This is a genomic window from Bacillus sp. AFS001701 (assembly GCF_002559405.1).
Classification (GTDB): domain Bacteria; phylum Bacillota; class Bacilli; order Bacillales; family Bacillaceae_G; genus Gottfriedia.
In genome coordinates this window covers 1-527 of sequence record NZ_NTZO01000713.1, presented here as the reverse complement: position 1 = coordinate 527, position 527 = coordinate 1, and the positions used below count along the sequence as shown (strand labels likewise).

The 527-nt window shown below is 33.8% G+C and carries 1 protein-coding gene; it reads right to left on the bottom strand.

Features of this window, described 5'->3' with window-relative positions; genetic code table 11:
* Positions 1 to 80: 80 nt before the first annotated feature.
* Positions 81 to 437: a cytochrome c550 gene (gene cccA / locus CN514_RS24810; protein WP_056474948.1), complete on the bottom strand. Its 357-nt coding sequence runs from the start codon at positions 435 to 437 to the stop codon at positions 81 to 83.
* Between the last annotated feature and the right edge of the window lie 90 nt (positions 438 to 527).

Sequence of the window (527 nt, the reverse complement as noted above, 5' to 3'; positions counted from 1 at the left end):
AGTCTGAAAATCAAATTTTTGTACTTTGATTAAACAGTGAAATGACCCCTTCTAACGAAGAGGTCATTTTATATGCTTGCTTATTTTTTCTCAGATAACCATTTAGCAACAGCATCCAATTGTGGTCCTTGTAGTAAACCAGCTGGCATTCCGCCTTCTTTACCGTTTTTAAGAATGTCTTTGATTTGATCTTCTGAGTATCTTGAACCTACTTTAGTTAAGTTTGGTCCTACAACCCCTTGTAATTGATCACCATGACAGCTAACACATGTTTGAGCATATATTTCATCTGGCTTAGTTGATGCAGTTTGCGCCGGTTTTTTATCACCGTTGGCAATTTCATCAGCCTGTTTTGCTCCTTTTAATGAAATAATTAGCATGACTGCGATTCCTAGTGCTGCAATTAGAGCAAAAGGAATTAATGGATTTCGTTTCATTATGATCCCCCTTATGTAACCCCTTAAAAAAATAAAATTAATTACTATAACATTATTATTGTATACGATTAAAAACAATAAAAAAAGTAT